The organism is Pseudochryseolinea flava, assembly GCF_003286915.1.
GTDB lineage: Bacteria > Bacteroidota > Bacteroidia > Cytophagales > Cyclobacteriaceae > Ohtaekwangia > Ohtaekwangia flava.
The window spans coordinates 904,644-921,866 of the sequence record NZ_QMFY01000001.1 but is presented as its reverse complement, the minus strand read 5'-3'; the positions used below and the strand labels follow the sequence as shown (position 1 = coordinate 921,866).

Below are 17,223 nucleotides of genomic sequence, written 5' to 3'. Positions count from 1 at the left end.
CTACTTCAAACATTTTCGGAGATATCATCAACAAAGAACAAATGAAAATTATTATTGCAGGCGGAAGTGGCTACATTGGCACGGTGCTTTGTGATTTTTATAAAGACAAAGCTTCAGAAATTATAATTCTGAGCCGTCGTGTCGAAAAAACAGAAGCGCCAATTCGAACAGTGTTGTGGGACGCGACAACACTAGGTGAGTGGAAACATGAACTGGAAAACGCAGACATGTTGGTCAATCTCGTTGGAAAAAGTGTAAACTGTCGCTATACTGAAGAAAACAAAAATGAAATACTTCGATCGCGAATTGCGTCCACACATATTTTAGGCGAAGCTGTTCAGCAATTAAAGTCACCACCATCACTTTGGATTCAAAGTTCGTCGGCAACGATTTATCGACATTCAATCGATTTAATGATGACAGAAGCCGAGGGCGAAAAAGGATCCAACTTTTCTGAAAATGCATGCGTGAAATGGGAAAACACGTTCAATACAATACCACTATCGCGTACGCGAGGTGTAATCTTACGAACCAGTATCGTGTTAGGACGACGTGACGGCGCATTTCCGCGACTAATGAATTTAGTGCGTGCCGGTCTCGGAGGCCAGCAGGGTAGCGGGGAACAGTTTGTGAGCTGGATTCACGAACGTGACTTTGTGAATGTTATAGAATGGATTCGAACACATCCCACAGCGTGTGGTATTTATAACTGCGCATCAATGCAACCGGTTACGAATAAAGAATTTATGAACTCACTTTGTAAAGCCATGCACGTTCCATTCGCGTTACCAGCGCCCGAATTTCTGTTGCGATGGGGTGCAAAAATAATCGGCACTGAAACTGAGTTGATTTTAAAAAGCAGAAAAGTTTATCCCGAAAGATTATTAGATCACGGATTTGTTTTCGAATTTCCAGATCTGAAATCTGCCCTAGTGGATTTATGTCGACGCGAGAGGAAAAGTTAAAACAATATTTTATTGCCCTGATCCCGCCATCACCTATTTACGATGATGCCTGGCGGTTGAAGAATTATTTTCGTGAGCAGTATAATAGCAAAGCATCGTTAAATTCTCCGCCACACATTACGCTTCACATGCCTTTTCGGTGGAAAGAAGAAAAAGAATTCGAACTTGTTACGGCGCTGCACTCGTTCACACAAGGGCGTGACGATTTTAAAATACAACTTCAAAATTACGGCGCATTTCCACCGCGTGTAGTCTTCATCGATATCGTTGCCAACGATTCGCTGACGAAACTCTATAAAGACCTTCATCGATTCTGCAAACGTGAACTTAACTTATTCAACGCGGCGTACAAGGACCAAAGTTTTCATCCGCATTTAACGCTGGCTTTTCGTGATCTCAAGAAGCCACTATTCTTCAAAGCATGGGAAGAATTCCAAGCACGAACTTTTTCCGCTCATTTCGATGTTGAAAAAATCGTTTTGCTAAAACACAACGGCAAAATTTGGGAGACATTCAAAGCATTTTATTTTAAAGCTGCCGATACCGCAGAAGACCAACCGAGTAATTCATTGGAAATGCATCTCTAGGACGCGCACTATTTCTCACAAAATGCGCCCTTAGCAATCCATAATTTTTTAATATCGACAGTAAACAGACCTTCTTGTACACCTGGGTCGTGCTCAATAACCTCGCGTTGTAAATCACCATTGATCACCACAATACCACCCTCGTGATCGCCAAATGTCCCATCAATAAGAACACTTCCTGTCGATTTTATTTCTTTCAGGTAATCATCATGCTTAGCAAATATTTCCGGGTAATCTGGCGCCGTAGATTTTGTTACCGTTGGTTTAAATCGAACAAAATTATAGGTGACCATTTCATAGGGTTCTTTCGCCAGACAAATACTGCCATGGCGAACGTAAAAGGGCAGTACTTCTACATTCCAACGGTTGGCCTGTACGCCGGGATCAGTGCTTAGCCACGCTGTTCCGTCTTCCACCGATTTCGTATCCAACACAAAAATTCCGCCACCGCCCTCGAAAGGCCCCGCTGCAATTAGTTTCCCCTCTTTTGCAAGGCGGTTAATATTGTCCATGTGCCCTTTCATGATTTTATCGGACTCTTCTTTCGAAAGTTTCACGGCGTCAGGCTTATGATTCAGAAACACGAAAACATACTGATTTTTTTGACCGTAGCTGATTACACCGATCAGGCAAAACGTAAAGACCAATAAAAGGCGCATGAGATTTTCGATTTATGAATGAAGTTAACAGAAAAATAATGAAGCACGATATCTTAACGCTTGCTTTTCATCGATGAATACCGAACCGTAACCTGAAGCTTACTTTTTTCCGATCATGAGAACACCGACCAGTATCAAAGCCGTTCCGACCAATTGAAGCGCTAAAATCGGCTCCTGTAAAAAGAAATACGCTTGTACGATAGTAGACACAGGGCCAACACTACCCACGATAGCAGCATTGTCGGCGCCGATGCGTTTAATGCCTGCCGTTATTAAATATGAAGGAACAACGGTCGCGAATATTGCCATTGAAGCGCTATACAGGTATACATCATTTGACAAATTAAGGAGAGACGTGTCGCTGACGATAAAATAATGTATCAACACGCCACAACACGCAAAGGTCATCGCGTAGCTGTTAAACTTAGAAGCGCCAACCACAGGAATGAGCTGTCCACTACCGGCAATGTAAGATGCATACGTGATCGCACAAAGCACAATCATGAAAGCGCCCCAATAGAAATGCTCATCTTGGGCAGCGGATAAATCGATCTCACCAAAGAAAGCAATGAACAACCCTGCGTACGTGATTACCACTGCCCACCACTGCCGCGGTCTAATCTTCGTTTTGAAGAACACGGCCGTAATCAGAAGCACCAATGTAGGATATATGAATAAAATAAGTCGCTCCATCCCTGCCGACACGAACTGCAATCCAACGAAGTCGAGATAGCTACTCACATAATATCCCAACAAACCAATGCCCGCAACACCAAACCATTGTGGCAGCGTAAATTTGACATTCGTAGTTTTCGATGATGAAATCGCAGCCGAAATAAGAAAGAAGGGAATTGAAAATAGCATTCTCAACGCGAGCAATGTAACGGCATCGATATGCGTTTCGCGATAAGCAAGTTTTACAAATATGGCTTTCGTCGAGAAGCAAACTGCACCTGCAAAACACAACAAAAAACCCGTAACGTAAGCGCCGTATGATTTATCGTTACGAATAGCGCCAGAGGGTGTAGACATGAGAGAGAAATATTAACCCAATGATTCAATCCAGTGTTTTGTTAACGCAACAAAACCTTGTGGATTTTCTGCTTGCACCCAATGGCCTGTCTCCATAGTTTCGAGAACTGCCTCCGGAAAAATTTCTTTTATTCGCGACCAGTCACTATCATGAACATATTTTGATCGCACGCCACGAATGAAAAGCGTTGGCTTTTCAAATGTTCCTTCTACGACCAGGTCGACGCCGATGTTAGAAAGTTTTTCACTGATAACAGGCAAGTTAATCTTCCACGAAAATCCTCCTTCTGCTTTACGCTGTAGATTCTTCAATAAGAATTGACGAACATCAGGTTCGGGTACATATTCTGATAATGCTGCATCAGCATCATTTCGCGAGGTAAGTTCGTTGAGTTTCACAGCATTTAATCCGTCCACAATCACGTAGTGCTCCAAGTCATAGTAGCGCGGAGCGATGTCAACAACGATGAGTCTTCCAACACGATCCGGATGCGCTAACGCAAAATTCATCGCAGCTTTTCCGCCCATGGAGTGGCCGATCAATGTTACATCGCTAAGATTATGGTCTGCAAAAAACTCTTCCAAATCATTTACCATCGATTGATAATCGAATGCATCATCGTGAGGTGATTGGCCATGGTTACGGAGATCTACAGTGTAAACATTGTACGTTTCAGAATACACCTTGGCTTGTGTTAGCCAATTATCTGACGATCCAAAAAGGCCATGTAAAATAACTATCGGTTGTTTGTCGGTGCTCGAAGCAGGATTGTACTCGCGGAAAAATAATTTCATGGCGCTAAAATAGATTCAGAATTAAGAATGTGCACGTATATTTGGTCCTTTTAAATTTCGACATGGAATTTCAGCAACAACAGTATACGATCCAAGGTGTAGATGTTATACAGCTTACGCGTGAATTTGGTTCACCCGTATACGTTTACGATGGCAATGTTATTAAACAACAGATCGAAAAACTGAAGAAAGCGTATAGCGGCGTTGATCTTAAGATTAAATACGCGGCCAAAGCGCTCACGAATATTTCCATTTTGAAATTTGTCAGAAAGCAGGGAATCGGTGTCGAAGTTGTCTCTCCGGAAGAAGCAAAACTTGCATTGCGCGCTGGCTTTCGTCCCGAAGAAATTATGTTTACGCCAAGTGGTGTTGACTTCAGCGAGATCGAAGAAGGTGTAGCCCTTGGGTTGCCCATTAATCTCGACAACCTTTCTTCACTGCAGAAATTTGGAGCAAAGTACGGCGATAAATTCCCGGTAAGCCTTCGCTTAAATCCGAGCATTATGGCAGGCGGAAATATCAAAATATCCACAGGCCATAGTAGTTCTAAATTTGGAATTTCCGTACAGCAACTTTCAGAAATACAGGCTATCGTTGCGCAGTATAATATTGTTGTAGACGGACTTCATATTCACACGGGTTCTGACATCAAAGAAACGGATGCATTCATCAAAACCGCACAAACGTTGTTCGAGACTGCCGTGCATTTTCCGAACCTAAAGTTTATCGACTTCGGAAGTGGTTTCAAAGTTGCCTACAAAGCGGGAGATCCTGTCACCAACATCGATGAGCTTGGCAAACAACTTACGGCGTCGTTCCATGAATTTTGTGAACGCTATGGCAGAAAACTTGAGCTGCGTATCGAGCCAGGAAAATTTCTGGTAAGCGAATCAGGAACTTTACTCGTCAACGTAAACGTCGTAAAGCAAACACCGTCAATCACTTTTGCTGGTGTTAACAGCGGCCTTAACCACCTGATCAGACCCATGATGTATGATGCCTATCACCATATCGTTAACGTCTCCAATCCAACAGGTGCTGAAAAAAAATACAACATTGTTGGATACATCTGCGAAACAGATACGTTTGGATCCGATCGTTTGCTGAACGAGGTACGGGAAGGCGACGTCTTGGCGTTCAAAAATGCTGGCGCATACGGCTTTTCCATGTCATCAAACTACAATTCACGGCCACGTCCAGCAGAAGTCCTTATCATCGACGGGCAAGCAAAATTGATTCGTCAGCGCGAGACTTTTGAAGATATTCTACGAAATCAGGTCGAAATCGACATTTAACAAGTTCTTAACAATTACCATTCAGCACATCCTTCAACTATTTTGATGGATTGTTCGTTATTTTTGCGTCCAATTTTGAAGTATGCAAAAGTATATTCACTTAATACTCATCCTCTTTTCTCTTGCCCTCGGCAATGTATTCGCACAAGTTCGTGAGCCCGCTAAAATATTTGCCGAAACGCCTACCGGAAGCTATAAAACGGGAGACGTTATCGACTTGGTATTCAAGCTTGAAGTCGAAAAAGGATGGTACGTGTATACTGTCGGCTTCGATGAAGATTGTGGACCATTACCAACCGCATTTACCTTCAACACAGATGCAAGCTATGAACTTGTTGGCCCACTTGTGGCTGTTAACGATAAACTCAAACACGACAAAATCTTCGACTGCGACGTTCGCATTTTCGAAAACGCAGGTGAGTTTCGTCAGAAAGTTAAATTATTAACAACAGAACCACAGATCAGCGGAACCTATGAAGGACAAGTCTGCCAGGAACAATGTATTCTTTTCGACGGTGATTTTGCCATCGCGTCATTCGAGGTAAAAGCTGGTGCAACAGTTCCGAAGGAAAAAAATAAGGTCGAAGCGTCTCCAGCCAATAACATTGCTGCTCCCGTTACAACACCATCTTCTCCTAACGATGTTGAAAATGTAGATACAACATCGACTACTACTTCAGCAAAGTCAATCGGCGAATGTAAGGGACCGATACTCGATAAATCGCTCGTGAAAGAAGAGAACACTTCCTTCTGGGCATTCTTCTTTATTTCTTTCCTCGCAGGACTCACGGCATTATTAACGCCATGCGTGTTCCCTATGATCCCGATGACGGTAAGTTATTTTACTGCGCCGGGCAGAACAAGATTTCATGCGATCATTTATGGATTTTCAATCGTTGTGATATACACTTTGATTGGCGTTTCTGTTTCGCCATTGATGGGACCGGAAACAGCAAACCACTTGTCAACGGAGTGGCTACCCAACATTCTCTTCTTCGTCGTTTTCATTGTATTCGGTCTTTCCTTCCTTGGGCTTTTCGACATTACATTGCCAAGCGGATTCGTGAATAAGGTAGATCAGCAAGCTGAAAAAGGTGGATTGTTCGGCGTCTTCTTCATGGCATTCACACTCGTGCTCGTTTCATTTTCTTGTACGGGGCCGATTGTCGGAAGCATCTTGGTGTCGTCAGCTGGTGGTGCTTTCTTAAAACCTATCATTGGTATGCTCGGGTTTTCACTTGCGTTCGCGATACCTTTTACCTTGTTTGCATTTTTCCCTGGTTGGCTAAAAACACTTCCGAAATCGGGTGGATGGTTGAACAGTGTGAAGGTTGTGCTGGGCTTTATCGAGATCGCGCTTGCGTTTAAATTCTTGAGCGTTGCAGATCAAGCGTTTCATTGGAGAATACTCGATCGCGAAATTAATCTTGCGATATGGATTGTGATCGTAGCGCTCATTGGCTTGTACTTGATGAAAGCATTTCGTTTGCCTGGAGACACAGGAAAGGATGCGGAAGACAAACGTGTAAGCGTTGTGCGCATAAGTCTTGCGATGATCACGTTTACGTTTTTGATTTATTTGGTACCTGGCATGTGGGGAGCACCACTAAAAGCACTCGCAGGTTATTTACCGCCGATGTATACGCATGATTTCGATTTGCTTTCTGCAGCGCGACGTGATCAGCCTAATCAAATTTGTGAGGAACCAAAGTATGATGACTTCCTTCACCTTCCGCATGGCATCAAGGGATATTTCGACTACTGTCAAGCGCTAGCCTGTGCACGCGAGCAAAAGAAGCCGCTTTTCATTGACTTCACTGGACATGCTTGTACAAATTGCCGATTGATGGAAGCTTCGGTTTGGTCCGATCCAACGATTCTTGAGCGATTGAAAAATGATTTTGTTGTCGTTGCCTTGTACGTCGACGACAAAACAGAACTGCCTGAAGAAGCTTGGTATACCTCGACGTACGATAACAAAGTGAAAAAGACTATCGGGAAACAGAACGCCGATCTTCAAATCACAAATCTCAATAACAATGCTCAACCATTCTATGTGTTGGTTGGTGCAGACGAACGTGTTCTCGTATCTCCCTACGGTTTCGACAGCAGTGTTCCAAAATTTGCCGAGTTCCTCGACAGTGGCGTAAAGCAATACAAGGCACTCTACTGAGCCGTTCGCACATTCTATTTACACATCATCAAACTTGTCGACCTGATTTCAGATCGTGGTTTGATTTTTTTGATGAGGCTTCTATCTTTTAGAAAAGCTGGTTTATGAAATTGAATTTCGTGGTTGTGCTGATGTTGTTCAGCGTGACAATTGGTTTCGCCCAAGATAAAAAAGAGTCATCTTCACTCGTTCTAGAAAATGTTCCCGACGTGCCGTCATCGCTTGTCGATCGCATGACGCAATATCAAAACACGCGCTGGGCAGCATTGAGCAGTTGGATTCCGAACGGCAAAGGCATCTTAATGCTAACACGTTTTGCCGAAACCGCACAACTTCATCAAGTCGATTTTCCCGGCGGCGACCGGAAACAAATCACGTTCTTTAAAGAGCCAGTTGGAGGAGGAACTTTTTGTCCTGACACAACTTATCGAGGTTTTATGTTCACGCGTGATGCCGGTGGTAATGAGTTTTCACAACTCTATTGGTTTGACTTAAAGAATGGTAAGTACACGCTACTTTCTGATGGTGGACGATCGCAGAACAGCTTACCAACCTGGTCGAACAAGGGAAATAAATTCACGGTTGTAAGTACCAAGCGAAACGGAAAGGACTATGACATCTATGTCGCCGACATGAAAAATCCGAAAGAAGCAAAGATCATTTTACAGCAAGGAGGTTCATGGTCGGTGATGGATTGGTCACCAGACGACAAAAAAATTCTTGTTCAGAACTATATCTCAGCAAACAAATCGTTCGTCCACGTGCTTGATGTCGAAACGGGAGCGCTTGAACAGATCAATTCATCGAACGAATCCATCGCATATGCTGGCGGTTATTGGAGTGCCGATGGAAAGGGTGCATTTATTATCTCCGATGCCAATGCCGAATTTCAAACGCTTCAGTACTACGATTTCGCTTCTAAAAAATTGACGCCGATCACGTCTTCAATTCATTGGGACGTTTCCGGTATGACAATCAACAAAAAGCGAACAACAATAGCGTTCACAATTAATGAGAATGGTGTCTCAAAGATCTACACGCTGAACACGTCGACTAAAGATATTCACGAGCTGAAGGGAATTCCATCGGGTGTAATTGGCGGGCTGAAGTTTCATCCCAATGGAAAGGAACTTGGTTTCGTGCTGAACACGCCGGCCACACCCAGTGACATTTTTTCAATTAAACTTGACAACATTGCGCTTTCACGGTGGACAGCAAGTGAAGTCGGAGGTCTGGATAACAGCACATTTGTTTCTCCAGAACAAATTTCGTTTGAGTCTTTCGACAACGTTAATGGCAAGCCACGAACGATTCCGGCATTCTACTACAAACCGAAAAATGTTAAGGGCAAGATACCTGTCATCATCTACATTCACGGTGGCCCAGAAGCACAAGCATTACCTACATTCAGTTCATTCAACGCATATTTAACGAATGAGCTTGGCGTCGCGATCATTGCGCCCAATGTGCGTGGAAGTTCCGGCTACGGAAAAAACTATTTGCTACTCGATAACGGTTATAAAAGAGAAGACTCCGTAAAAGATATTGGCGCACTCTTGGATTGGATAGCAAAACAACCTGAGCTAGATGCCTCACGCGTTGCCGTTTGGGGAGGATCATACGGCGGTTACATGGTGCTTGCATCGATGACACATTACAATGCGAGACTTAAATGTGCCATCGACGTTGTTGGTATTAGTAACTTCGTGACCTTCCTTCAAAACACGGAAGATTATCGCAAAGATTTACGACGCGTTGAGTATGGTGATGAACGTGATCCAAAGATGAAAGAGTTTTTACTTCAGATTTCCCCGGCAAATCACGTTGACAAAATCACGAAACCACTTTTTATCATTCAAGGATTAAATGACCCGCGTGTACCGGCGTCGGAATCAGAGCAGATGAAATTGAAAATGCAAAGTAAAGGACAGAAAGTATGGTATATGCTTGCAAAAGATGAGGGCCATGGCTTCCGAAAAAAAGCGAACGTAGATCACATGCAATGGGCAATCGTCATGTTCTTGCAAGAGCATTTGCTTAAGTAGCGAAAGAAGATGCTGACGCTATTCGGATATTAAAGCGAGCGCTTTTTGAAGGTCAACGTTTCCACCGGAAAGTATAACGCCAATTTTTTTGCCCATAAACTTTTCTCTTTGCTTTAAAATGGCTGCTAGAGGAACCGCGCCAGAAGGTTCTACGATGATCTTCACACGTTCCCAAAGTAGTTTCATGGCATCGACAATTTCTGCATCGCTCACGGTGATCACATCAGCGACAGATGTTTGAATAATTGGAAACGTTTTATCGCCGAGCGATGTCAACAAACCATCTGCGATAGAATTAGCTTGCGAAGTTTCACGTTGACCACTTTTCATCGATCGGTAGGCATCATCAGCACCTTCGGGTTCACCAGCAAAAACTTTCGTGGCCGGCGAAAAGAATTTGGCTGCCATCGCTGTTCCGCTCAACAAGCCACCACCGCCCACAGGCGCAATTACAATATCCAAGTCACTCACTTCTTCAAACAATTCCTTTGCGGCTGTTGCTTGACCTGTCATCACATCGTAATTGTTAAACGGATGTATCTCCGTTGCATTTGTATTTTTAACAACTTCTGCCAATGTTGTTTCGCGCGATTGCAATGTTGGTTCACACATTGTGATTATGCCACCATAGCCAATCACGCCATTTCTTTTTATCTCCGGCGCGTTTCGTGGCATTACGATGTAGCTGGGTATACCCAACACTTTTGCAGCACGTGCAAGGGCCTGCGCATGGTTTCCCGATGAATGTGTGGCCACACCGTTTGCGCGCTCATCCTCTCGTAACGATAAAACTGCATTCATTGCACCGCGCGCTTTAAACGCACCAACGTTTTGAAAATTCTCGCACTTCAAAAACACTTTACCACCAACACGATCGTCAATACTTTGTGAAGTCATCACCGGTGTGCGGTGAATGTAAGGCTTAATGCGCTCGTGAGCTTGAACAATTGAATCGCGTGTAATCATGTGAGATGGTTAATGAGCCTGAATTGCTGGTTATGCACCCAACGTGAAAGTTACGATATCGATTCACACTTTGTTTCAAAGCAACTGAATATACCGCATATTTGTCAACTATGGAGAAGGTCTTGGATTTACTTGTTGTTGGCGCAGGGCCCATTGGTTTAGCCTGCGGTATTGAAGCAAAAAAAGCTGGGCTAAATTACCTGATCGTCGAGAAAGGATGCCTTGTCAATTCGCTGTTCAACTACCCGTTAAACATGACGTTCTTCTCAACGTCCGATCGTCTAGAAATTGGTGATGTTCCCTTCATCTCGCATCAACCAAAACCAAATCGATTTGAAGCGCTCGAATATTTTCGTCGTGTGACCACCAGTTGGAAGTTACATGTAAACCTCTACGAGAAAGTAATTGCCATTACGCCAACGAACGGACTTCATCAGATCACGACAGAAAAAACGAGTTATATATCAAAGTCTGTTGTCCTCGCACTTGGTTTTTACGACTTGCCATACTTATTAAATGTACCGGGTGAAAATCTCCCAAAAGTAAAACACTACTACGACGAACCGCATCCATACTTCGGTCAGAAAATCGTTGTTATTGGCGCGGCAAACTCAGCAGTAGACGTGGCGTTGGAAACGTGGCGAAAAGGTGCAGAAGTCACTATGGTGATTCGTGAAAACTCAATCCGCGAAAGCGTAAAATATTGGGTTCGTCCCGACATCGAAAATAGAATCGCTGAAAAATCTATTACAGCATATTTTAATTCTACCGTCAAGCAAATCACCGCTGATACGGTAGAGGTAATTACGCCGGAGGGAGAAGTTACCATTGAGAATGATTTTGTTCTCGCCATGACTGGCTATCAACCTCCCTTTGCTTTTATGGAGAAGTGTGGCATTAAATTCCAAGGCGATGAATTTAACACACCTGTTTATGATGAATATTCTATGGAAACAAATGTGCCCGGCATTTATTTGGCTGGCGTTGTCTGCGGTGGACTAAAAACTAATAAATGGTTTATCGAAAATTCGAGAGTTCATGCCGACATGATTGTCAACCATATTGTTGCAACTAAGAAATAAAAATGCCCTCGCGTTGAAACGAGGGCACATACCTTATAAACAAAAAATTAAGAATCCAGCATTAGATTTCGCCACGAAGTGATTTACTGATCACTTCTGCTTTACCATGAACATGCAGTTTACGGTAGATGTTTTTGATGTGGAAACGAACCGTTTCAATACTGATATCCATGCGATCAGCGATCAATTTATAGCTCAATCCGTCCACGAGGCCGACCACAATTTCTTTTTCTTTAGGAGAAAGAATTGATTCCGTTTTTTTCTTTGGCGTCGGATTAAAATGATCGATTACTTTTCTAGCAATCTGCGGCGACATCGGTGAACCACCTTTTGATAGCAATTCAATACCCTCTTTAATTTCTTCGAGTGGCGTATTCTTTAACAAGTAACCTGTCGCACCTGCGCACAATGAGTCAAAAATTCTTTTGGTATCGTTATATACAGAGAAAACGATGATGTCTACGTCGGGATATTTTTCTTTCACAAACTTAATTCCGTCGATACCTGACATCCCCGGAAGACCGAGGTCCATCATGATTACGTTCGGAACATTTTTGTCATTCAAATTTGCAAGCAGTTCTTCGATAGATCCGTAAGACCACTCACAAGAAAAGTTTTCCTGACGGCTGATATACGTTTGGACGCCTTTTCTAATCTGTTCATCATCTTCAACAATTCCGACAAGTATCATAGCATTTTGGTGTATAAGCGTAGAAGGCGCGGTAGCAATCATATTCAACATCGTGTTTCTGTACCAATTTAAAAGTGATAGCGAATTCCCAGCATCGATGGAGACAAAGAATTCAATCCTATCTGTAAAGACGAATAGTCATCATCGTCAACATCGGTATTAGGATCTACACTCGTAAATCCAATTCCTCTAAAGCCAAGTTCGAGTGCCCAATGTTCATTGAAAAAATATGCAAAACCAGGCGCCACATTGATATCAAATACTTTTCCTTTCACATCGTCCGGTACACCGTCGTAAGATTCTTTCGTAGATCCAAACATGATGGATGCCTGTCCAAAAAAAGCAAACTGCTCATTCGATGTATGAATGTAATACCGAGCGAATGGTCCAAACGCAAAACCAGTTTCCTTGGTTTCACCATCAGGATATTCATCTTCCGTTGACTGTGATATTTCGAGATTAAGTCCGAGCAAAAATTTGTCACCAACAAAATATCCGAAGCTTGGCGCAAATGAAAGCTCACTTTCTTCTAGGTCACCATCTGGACCTGTATATGTATCCTTAGAATACGAAATACCACCACCGAGCGCTTTCGATCCTTTTGCGGTTTGTCCATTAACGGCAACAACGACCATCAACAGAAGGGCAATGCATAGTAATTGTTTCATAGCTGAAGGGGGTTATTTATGAGCAAGCTAAATTACGCGATCTATCGCAACAATCCCATGAACATGTAGCTTACTATCCTTAAAAGCAGGTTTCGCCGCTAAGGTAGCAAGAATTTTATTTTTTGGTTTGCCATACAGACTGTTGCAGGAAGCTTTCCAAGTAACTCGCCGTCCGCTTCGATTAAGCAGGTCTCTGATGAAGTCATCTCAACACGATCCGAAAAATAGTATGACACTTTCGGGTGATTGATTTGTTTCCCGCGTTTCAGTGGTGCCGTTTGTAAGATAAAATCGGCAACAGATGCATCGCCACAAGCAAAGATTTCGAACATCCCGTCATCGAACTTGGCTGACGGCGCGATGCACAAACCATGACCATAATATTTCCCGTTGGCTACTGCAAAAGTGCGCACTTTACCTTCCCAAGTCCAGCGGGGCGAAACAGCTCGCATGAGCTTCGGCTTAAAGGAAAAAAATGTAGAGAGGATACTGCTATAATAGGCTATTGCCGATCCGAATGGTCTACCACTCGCTAACACCTTCTGAACAACAACAGGCCCCATCCCAACATCGACAACATTCAAAAAATACCGCGATTCAACTTCATCATGCATTGTCGTGTACGTCACTTTGCCCACATCAATCTCCATCACGTTCATCTGACGCAACATGGCAATGATTTGATTTTTGTTGTTGGGCAGGTCAAGACTTCTTGCGAAGTCATTTCCAGATCCTAAGGGAATCACAGCCATCACCGGTAAACCGTCATGACCTTGTAAGAGACCATTTGCGACTTGAAAAACCGTACCATCACCACCCGCTGCAATAACAAGATCTACGTTGTGTGACGCGGCTTTCGATGCTAACGCCACAGCATCATGCCGCGATGCAGTCTCCCACACATGCACATCGAATGCATCTTTTATGAAGGGAAAAACATCTTGATAGAATTTCTTCTTGTGTAATGAAATACCATTCAAGATGACAACAATTTTCATTTGAGTACAGCTGCACTGATTTTACTTGCAGCTCTTTTTAATCATCGCCTTCGCCTCAACAGAACCAAGCTCTTCGGCACGCTTAAAATCGAGGCAAGCATCGTACTTGTTATTCATGCTCATCTTCACCAGTCCACGCTGATAGAATGTTTCAGGATCACTCGCATACAGTTCTATGGAACTGGAGTAGTCTTCAATCGCGCCAGCATAATCTTCCTTGGCATTTTTACTAAGTGCTCTGTTATCGTAATAAGCCGGATCGGTATCGTCAATCTCGATGGCTTTCGTATAGTCAGCAATCGCGCCATCATGATCGTCGAGGTTGTATCGTACCACGCCACGGAGGTTGTACGTTGCAGCCTCCTCGGGATTGAGTTCTATAGCCTTTGTGTAATCTTCCAAGGCACCTTTATAATCTTCCTTTGCTGCCTTCGCTAAAGCTCGATTCTCAAATTTCAGCGGATCTTTAGGATCACTTTTAATGGCTTGATCATAATCTGCAATAGCAAGGTCGATGTTCGTTGTTTGGTAGTAGGCTACGCCACGATAGTTGTACAGCGCTGGATCATTTTTATCCAACTCAATTGCTTTTGTGTAATCGTCGATTGCACTGATGAACTCGCCAAGCTCGGCCTTCACAACACCTCTATTGAAATATTTATCAGCATCCGCTGGACCAATCTCCAATGCTTTTGTAAAATCAAAATAAGCATCTTGAAGTTCTTCAAGGTTATAACGCGCCAAGCCACGGTTGGTGTAAGCGTCAACAAATTTAGGATTGAACTTAATGGCTTTTGAAAAATCCGCGATCGCGCCGTCGTCATCACCCAGTGCCATTTTCGCTTCACCGCGATTGTTGTATGCATCGGCAAATGTTGTGTCTATTTCCAGCGCAGCCGTAAAATCGCCCACAGCACCGTAAAAATCCTGCAGGCCGGCACGCGCTTGACCTCGGAGGTTGAGTGCCAACTTGTTCTTCGGCGTGCCATCAAGCACTTTCGTCAGGTCTGTTTTGGCCGCTGCAAAATCGTTGGCCGCGAGCTTCTTCTTTGCGCTTTCCAATAGATCTTGCGCCGAAGCCACGAAACCGATTTGCAATGCGAGGACGATAAACAAAAAATTCTTCATGAATATTGATTAGTACAATGCGAAAATAACAAAGTGCTGCAAGGAGTAGGAATTACGACCAGGATTTTTGAACGATATGATGCATTTAATCGGTCGATGTGTTTTTCCGACGATACATCGGCTGATTTTTACGCTTGCCACTGGATTCTGCCTTTTAGAAAAAAACGTCGCCGTTATTGGCGAACATGAATTATCATTGATCAGACTCCCAAAGCTATGAAACATTTTTTCCTCAGCGCAATAATCCTATCGGCGGTTGTCGCTGTTGCTCAAGAAAAGCAAGCTGTCACGACAATGGACTTTGAATCCTATGATCCGCCATCGACTTTGGTTGTTCCGGAGCATAAAATTTCGCACGCGAAGTATCCGTTTATCGATGTACACAATCATCAATTCAGCATGCCAAGTCAGGATCTCACTGCGTTACTCAAACAGATGGATGCTCTGAACATGAAGGTGATGGTTAACCTCAGTGGACGCGGCCGCGGAAGCACCGAGCATCTTGAAGGATCGCTCGCCAATGTTAGAAACACAAACCCAAAGCGATTTATCGTTTTTACAAACATGGACTTCTCGGCAATCGACGACCCTCTATGGCAGGAGCGAATGCTGAAGCAATTGGAAGAAGACGTGAAAAAGGGTGCGAATGGTTTAAAGATCTACAAAAGCTTGGGCATGTTTACGCGCGATAGCAAAGGCAAACGCATTCATATCGACGACTCGCGTATTGATCCTATCTGGAAAAAATGCGGCGAACTCGGAATTCCCGTGCTCATTCACGCCGCAGACCCAAAATCATTTTGGAAGCCAATGGATAACAACAACGAACGATGGCTCGAACTCAAAACACACCCAGAGAGAAGTCACGCTAACGACACTGTAACGTGGGAGAAAATAATTTCTGAGCAACACAACATCTTCAAAAAACATCCTAAGACTAAATTCATCAATGCGCATCTCGGCTGGTTTGGAAATGACCTCCAGAAGCTTGGCGAGATCATGGACAAATTTCCCAACATGTATACTGAAATTGGTGCCGTAATATCAGAACTCGGAAGACAACCGAAAGCAGCAAATACGTTCTTGACAAAATATCAAGATCGTGTTTTGTTTGGTAAGGACTCCTGGGTTCCCGATGAATACCCTACTTATTTTAGAGTACTTGAAACGCAAGACGAATATTTTCCATACCATAAACGCTACCATGCGTTTTGGAGAATGTATGGCCTTGGATTGTCAGATGAAATCTTGAAAAAGATATATTACAAGAATGCATTACGCGTGATTCCTAATATTGATGCTTCACAGTTTCCGGATTGAAGAAATTTTAATCCGTATTTCTTCCGAATTTAAATCCAGCGCCGACCGAAAGGTGAAGGGGTTCATAGCGAAAGTTGTAATCATCGTCATATATCATCTCATCTTTCTTGTTCATAAACAATGAAAGAGATGCTTGCCCCACAAAGAAAAATTTTCGCGCACCAGGAAACACACGAAAGGTAAAGGCCGGTTCGAAAAACACGCGCGGCTTTTTTGTCACCCAAATAGACTCTCCCTCTTCAGCATAATGCAATGTCGAAAATCGTATTGCTGTAAGACGTGTTGAGATTGCGCCCTCTACATACCTTCGGCTGAGCCCAAGCGAACTTTGGAGAAAATACTTTTTGTATTCGCCCGAAAATTGTTTTTCGTAGCTGTCAGATAGAAGTCCCCAGGTTTGAATTGTGGCCTCCCCCTTCGCCCATCCCATGCCGCCGAAAATATCAAAGTGGGCGCGACCCTTTCGAAAATACCCGAAGCCAAATTCAATCGCTTTGTGTTTTCGAAACTCGCCCTCATTGTCGATCGAGTTGTCGGCATACATTCCGCTAGCGGTAAAGGCAAAATGATTAGTCGCTGCAATAGCGCCTTGAACACCCGTACCTGAAATGCCACTAGAAACGGATGCGATGGCATCTCCCTGCTTCGACAGCATCGGGTTGTTTTGTGTGGTGGGCACATAGAAAGCCGTGCAGGAACAAAGTAGCGCTCCGACAATGGTCGACATAATAGGGGGCAGGGTTCTCATAAGTTTTTTGTGTCATCGCTTTGGACACGATATTCTCATAAAAGGTGTAAACGAAGATGCATTTTTATATG

At 43.5% G+C, this 17,223-nt stretch carries 16 protein-coding genes; 7 read left to right on the top strand and 9 right to left on the bottom strand.

Translation table 11 applies throughout. The features are described 5' to 3' along the window. The first annotated feature begins 41 nt into the window (after positions 1-41). Together DQQ10_RS04140 and DQQ10_RS04135 are read left to right on the top strand one after the other, a co-directional pair. A complete protein-coding gene (locus DQQ10_RS04140; protein ID WP_112745773.1) occupies positions 42-965 on the top strand; it encodes a TIGR01777 family oxidoreductase in 924 nt (307 codons plus the stop codon). Beyond that, positions 941-1,552, top strand: a complete 612-nt coding sequence (locus DQQ10_RS04135; protein WP_112745496.1) for a 2'-5' RNA ligase family protein — start codon at positions 941-943, stop codon at positions 1,550-1,552. The genes DQQ10_RS04140 and DQQ10_RS04135 overlap by 25 nt, the downstream gene beginning before the upstream one ends. 8 nt (positions 1,553-1,560) lie before the next feature. Here the strand turns inward: DQQ10_RS04135 and DQQ10_RS04130 are convergent, their stop codons facing one another. The 3 genes from DQQ10_RS04130 to DQQ10_RS04120 all read right to left on the bottom strand — a co-directional run bounded on the left by DQQ10_RS04130 (position 1,561) and on the right by DQQ10_RS04120 (position 4,038). Then, positions 1,561-2,211, bottom strand: coding sequence for a YciI family protein (locus DQQ10_RS04130; RefSeq protein ID WP_112745495.1), 651 nt, complete (start codon positions 2,209-2,211; stop codon positions 1,561-1,563). 99 nt (positions 2,212-2,310) lie between these two features. Next, on the bottom strand, positions 2,311-3,243 hold the full coding sequence (locus tag DQQ10_RS04125; RefSeq protein WP_112745494.1) for a DMT family transporter: 933 nt from the start codon (positions 3,241-3,243) through the stop codon (positions 2,311-2,313). 12 nt (positions 3,244-3,255) lie between these two features. Then, entirely contained in the window at positions 3,256-4,038 is a 783-nt protein-coding gene (locus DQQ10_RS04120) for an alpha/beta fold hydrolase (RefSeq protein ID WP_112745493.1), read from the bottom strand. 62 nt (positions 4,039-4,100) lie between these two features. On the opposite strand from DQQ10_RS04120, the gene lysA reads away from it, so the two are divergent. From lysA to DQQ10_RS04105, 3 genes are all read left to right on the top strand, one after another. After that, a complete protein-coding gene (gene lysA / locus DQQ10_RS04115; RefSeq protein ID WP_112745492.1) occupies positions 4,101-5,333 on the top strand; it encodes a diaminopimelate decarboxylase in 1,233 nt (410 codons plus the stop codon). Between the two features lie 82 nt (positions 5,334-5,415). Next, a complete protein-coding gene (locus tag DQQ10_RS04110; RefSeq protein ID WP_112745491.1) occupies positions 5,416-7,506 on the top strand; it encodes a protein-disulfide reductase DsbD family protein in 2,091 nt (696 codons plus the stop codon). 104 nt (positions 7,507-7,610) lie between these two features. Continuing rightward, on the top strand, positions 7,611-9,551 hold the full coding sequence (locus DQQ10_RS04105; RefSeq protein WP_221409658.1) for a S9 family peptidase: 1,941 nt from the start codon (positions 7,611-7,613) through the stop codon (positions 9,549-9,551). Between the two features lie 18 nt (positions 9,552-9,569). On the opposite strand, the gene DQQ10_RS04100 is transcribed toward DQQ10_RS04105, so the two are convergent. Further along, positions 9,570-10,517, bottom strand: a complete 948-nt coding sequence (locus DQQ10_RS04100) for a pyridoxal-phosphate dependent enzyme (protein WP_112745490.1) — start codon at positions 10,515-10,517, stop codon at positions 9,570-9,572. A 110-nt stretch (positions 10,518-10,627) separates the two neighbouring features. Here DQQ10_RS04100 and DQQ10_RS04095 point away from each other — a divergent pair, with 110 nt between their 5' ends. Next, entirely contained in the window at positions 10,628-11,599 is a 972-nt protein-coding gene (locus DQQ10_RS04095; RefSeq protein WP_112745489.1) for a YpdA family putative bacillithiol disulfide reductase, read from the top strand. A gap of 61 nt (positions 11,600-11,660) precedes the next feature. Here DQQ10_RS04095 and DQQ10_RS04090 read toward each other — a convergent pair whose 3' ends face one another. The 4 genes from DQQ10_RS04090 to DQQ10_RS04075 all read right to left on the bottom strand — a co-directional run bounded on the left by DQQ10_RS04090 (position 11,661) and on the right by DQQ10_RS04075 (position 15,084). Further along, the gene (locus DQQ10_RS04090; protein WP_112745771.1) at positions 11,661-12,290 is read right to left on the bottom strand and encodes a response regulator; all 630 of its coding nucleotides are present in this window, start codon (positions 12,288-12,290) and stop codon (positions 11,661-11,663) included. Positions 12,291-12,358: 68 nt separating this feature from the next. Then, positions 12,359-12,958, bottom strand: coding sequence for an outer membrane beta-barrel protein (locus DQQ10_RS04085; RefSeq protein WP_112745488.1), 600 nt, complete (start codon positions 12,956-12,958; stop codon positions 12,359-12,361). A 98-nt stretch (positions 12,959-13,056) separates the two neighbouring features. Next, a complete protein-coding gene (locus DQQ10_RS04080; RefSeq protein WP_112745487.1) occupies positions 13,057-13,956 on the bottom strand; it encodes a diacylglycerol/lipid kinase family protein in 900 nt (299 codons plus the stop codon). 21 nt (positions 13,957-13,977) lie between these two features. After that, positions 13,978-15,084, bottom strand: coding sequence for a tetratricopeptide repeat protein (locus DQQ10_RS04075; protein ID WP_112745486.1), 1,107 nt, complete (start codon positions 15,082-15,084; stop codon positions 13,978-13,980). Between the two features lie 216 nt (positions 15,085-15,300). Between DQQ10_RS04075 and DQQ10_RS04070 the strand changes: the two genes are divergently transcribed. Beyond that, on the top strand, positions 15,301-16,404 hold the full coding sequence (locus tag DQQ10_RS04070; RefSeq protein ID WP_112745485.1) for an amidohydrolase family protein: 1,104 nt from the start codon (positions 15,301-15,303) through the stop codon (positions 16,402-16,404). A gap of 7 nt (positions 16,405-16,411) precedes the next feature. Here the strand turns inward: DQQ10_RS04070 and DQQ10_RS04065 are convergent, their stop codons facing one another. Beyond that, the gene (locus DQQ10_RS04065) at positions 16,412-17,152 is read right to left on the bottom strand and encodes a hypothetical protein (RefSeq protein ID WP_133259527.1); all 741 of its coding nucleotides are present in this window, start codon (positions 17,150-17,152) and stop codon (positions 16,412-16,414) included. Positions 17,153-17,223: the final 71 nt, after the last annotated feature.